Source organism: Paracoccus binzhouensis (assembly GCF_016446475.1).
Lineage (GTDB): Bacteria > Pseudomonadota > Alphaproteobacteria > Rhodobacterales > Rhodobacteraceae > Paracoccus > Paracoccus binzhouensis.
In genome coordinates, this window is sequence record NZ_JAEHFP010000208.1 from 1 (window position 1) to 3,163 (window position 3,163).

4 protein-coding genes are annotated in these 3,163 nt (G+C 54.3%); 3 read left to right on the forward strand and 1 reads right to left on the reverse strand.

Going from position 1 to position 3,163, the window contains the following annotated elements; translation table 11 throughout:
- Positions 1 to 93 precede the first annotated feature (93 nt).
- Together I9P22_RS23765 and I9P22_RS23770 are read left to right on the forward strand one after the other, a co-directional pair.
- Positions 94 to 423: a hypothetical protein gene (locus tag I9P22_RS23765; RefSeq protein WP_199262657.1), complete on the forward strand. Its 330-nt coding sequence runs from the start codon at positions 94 to 96 to the stop codon at positions 421 to 423.
- Positions 414 to 875, forward strand: a complete 462-nt coding sequence (locus tag I9P22_RS23770; protein ID WP_199262659.1) for an MvdC/MvdD family ATP grasp protein — start codon at positions 414 to 416, stop codon at positions 873 to 875. The genes I9P22_RS23765 and I9P22_RS23770 overlap by 10 nt, the downstream gene beginning before the upstream one ends.
- A gap of 123 nt (positions 876 to 998) precedes the next feature.
- On the opposite strand, the gene I9P22_RS23775 is transcribed toward I9P22_RS23770, so the two are convergent.
- Entirely contained in the window at positions 999 to 2,129 is a 1,131-nt protein-coding gene (locus I9P22_RS23775) for an epoxide hydrolase family protein (RefSeq protein ID WP_199262661.1), read from the reverse strand.
- Between the two features lie 96 nt (positions 2,130 to 2,225).
- Between I9P22_RS23775 and I9P22_RS25120 the strand changes: the two genes are divergently transcribed.
- Entirely contained in the window at positions 2,226 to 3,119 is an 894-nt protein-coding gene (locus I9P22_RS25120; protein WP_199262663.1) for a LysR family transcriptional regulator, read from the forward strand.
- Positions 3,120 to 3,163 lie beyond the last annotated feature (44 nt).

Sequence of the window (3,163 nt, forward strand, 5' to 3'; positions counted from 1 at the left end):
AGCCAGAAGAGATCGCTCATGTCACCGCTCCGTTTTCGGAGGCGTGAATCACGCAGCGCAACAGAAATCAATGCATCCTGACCCTAACGGCTATTGTTCGTCAAAGATGCGGTTTTAGCAGCAATTCGCGTTGACGAAACGCTCAACTCTCGCAACAGCTTACGAATCGGTGCACAATTATTCCGCCATCAACGGGGGGCAATTATGGAAGAAAAGCGATCTTATCTTCTTGAGGGGGCAAGAACTATCGAGATGGCATCCATTGCTTCGGCCTATAGCGTTGCGGAACAGTTGAATATTGCGCAACAGGACAGTGAGGCGCGTCCTGTCGTCACGCTGGACTGGTTCGCAAGCACGGGCTCGAAGACAGCTCAGGCCCCCGGAGATGACGATCCGGATCCTGAGGACGAGGGATGCTACTAGTCGTCACGAACAAGTCCGACCTTGCTTGCGACTATCTGATCCTTCGCCTCAAAGAGCGTGGTATCCGGTTTGTGCGGCTGAACACGGAAGATTTCGGCCGGGCGTTCCAGATCGACATCTCGTTTGACGGCGGCTCGAAATGCCGCCTCACGGTCAAGGATGGGCAGACGTTCAGCGGCGAGGAGATTACAGGCGTATATTTCAGACAGCCGCGCGCGCCCAATGTGCCGGATGGCACGGCCGATACAGACCGCCTGTTTGTCCGGCGCGAGCTTAAGGAAACGCTCCGCGGCCTGTGGCGGCTGATCGATACCAGGAAATGGCTAAATCATCCCCGCGATCTGTGGCTTGCCTCGAACAAGCTTGAGCAGCTTGCCGTTGCCGGCAGGCTTGGGTTCCGCATCCCAGAAACCTGCGTGAGCATGTCGGCAACGCGCGTGCGAGCATCTTGACGGACGCTATCGGCTGAAACGGATGAAATGGTGAGTGCGCTCGCTAATCTCATCGACCACGACGGTCTGTTATCCGCTACGTCGTTCAGTGGCGCACCCATCTCCACTCCCCCACAGTTGGGATCAGTTTCTGGAAGAGACATCCCTCACAAAAGCCCGAAGATCGTCGGCTAGAAGGTCAGGCACCTCGAAGCCAGGAAAATGCCCGCCACTTGGCATTTCGGTCCATCGCGTAAGGTCATACCACCGCTCTCCCCATGAGCGGGGTGCTGGCAGTATGTCCTTTGGAAATACCGCAACCGCGACGGGCACACCCTGTTTTGGGGGCGGGGACATGACCCCAGGATCCGAGAAAGCCTCGTGATAGAGGTACATGGACGGCCCGATTGAGTCTGTTGCCCAATAGATGGTGAGCAATGAGCAAATGGCATCAAGCGTGATGCCGTCCGCGTGAGAGCTGTCCGACCATGCGTCCAGTTTTTCAACAATCCAGGCCGCCAAGCCAACCGGCGAGTCTCTTAGGGCCGCGGCAATGGTCTGCGGTTTGCTGGCATGAAGCATCGCATAAGCCCCCTCCTGCATCTGCCATGCCTGCGCGGATTTAAGATAAGCCTCTTCGAGGGAAGTGATATCGTCTGGCCGTGGATAAAACCAATTCACGTTGACCATATGAATCCCTAGCAGACTATCGCCGTGATTAGCCCTTAACCGCTCGACCACTCCCGCTCCCATATCGCTGCCGTGCGCGAAAAACCGCGTGTAGCCGAGATCTTTCATAAGAGCCGTCCAGAGTTCAGCGATGCGAGTGATATTCAGGCCTGATTGCTTCGGATGCTCGGAAAACCCGTATCCCGGCAACGAGGGAATGACGACATCGAACGAAACGCCATCCACCTCGCGGGTCAGAAACGGAACCAATGGCATGAGTTCGATAAAACAACTTGGCCAGCCATTAGTTAGAACGATGGGAATACTATTCTCGCCTTGCCCCCGCACATGAAGGAAATGAATGTGGATGCCGTCGATCTCCGATTGAAAGGCGGGAACAGAATTGATTTCGGCCTCAACCTTTCTCCAATCGAATGAAATCCAATGTTCGATGATTTGATTCAAACGACCAGAGCAAGCACCTAACATAGCACTTGGATTGGGAAGAATATCGGACACACGGCTTTGCTTTAGACGACTCTTGAGATCGTCAAGTACGTCGTCAGAAATATGAATTTGGAACGATTTGGTGGCAGAGGTATTCACAGGGGTTCTTTCTGTTAAAAAACATTCGCACCATCCTGCACGCTCTTACATGGAAAATAAATTGCATGTCTCCGTAGAGATGCTATTCATTTTTGAATGACAATCTCACCACCTGACTGGTCCCTTTACCGTTCGTTCCTTGCTGTCTTGCGAGAGGGTTCGCTTTCGGCAGCGGGGCGACTCCTCGGCATGAGCCAGCCCACTCTCAGTCGCCACATTGCTGCGTTGGAAGACGCGCTAGGCCATCGGCTATTTACTCGCTCTCCAGATGGTCTCATCCCGACAAGCGCTGCGGAAGCCCTTCGACCGAAGGCCGAAGCGGTTGCTGCGGCTGCGAACGCATTGTTGCGTGCTGCGTCTGGTTTGCCGGGAGACGATGTTGGCACGATCAGGATCACGGCGAGCGAGATCATTGCGGCAGAAGTCATTGCCCCGATAATTTCGGACTTACAATGTCGTCATCCAGGAATCGTCGTGGAGTTGCTCGTGACCAATCGATTGCAAGACTTGCTACGGCGAGACGCCGATATCGCAATTCGCATGTCACCGCCTCAACAGGATGCTCTCTTAGCCAAGCGAATAGGAGAAGTGGATCTGGGCCTCTTTGCTGCCCCGAAGTATCTCTTGCGGAGGCGGTCCCCCAGAACCGTAGAGGACTTAATTGATAGTCACGCTATTGTCAGTTTCGATACGCCTGTGCCCTACACCCGGACATTCCAGCTTGAAGGCAAGCTCATGACCCGGGACCATTTCTCCTTCCGCACTGATAGCGATACCGGGCAGTTTGCTGCAATTCGCGCAGGGTGCGGAATCGGCGTTTGTCATGGCCCTCTTGCCCGACGGGAAGGTCTTACGCCGATCCTTCCCGAAGTGTTCGCCCCCAAGGTGGGTATGTGGCTATGTATGCATGAGGATCAGAAGACCGTTCCCCAATGTCGTCTTGTCTTTAACCCACATTCTCCAAGTAAGTCGCTGATTTCGCTGTCGTAATCGTGATATTTCGCATATAAATCATGGCGTTGACGGCTGCGAGG

Bases quoted from the DNA above. Each gene is read 5' to 3' on its own strand.
- I9P22_RS23770 (WP_199262659.1), top strand. From the start codon at position 414: ATGCTACTAGTCGTCACGAACAAGTCCGACCTTGCTTGCGACTATCTG.
- I9P22_RS25120 (WP_199262663.1), top strand. From the start codon at position 2,226: ATGACAATCTCACCACCTGACTGGTCCCTTTACCGTTCGTTCCTTGCT.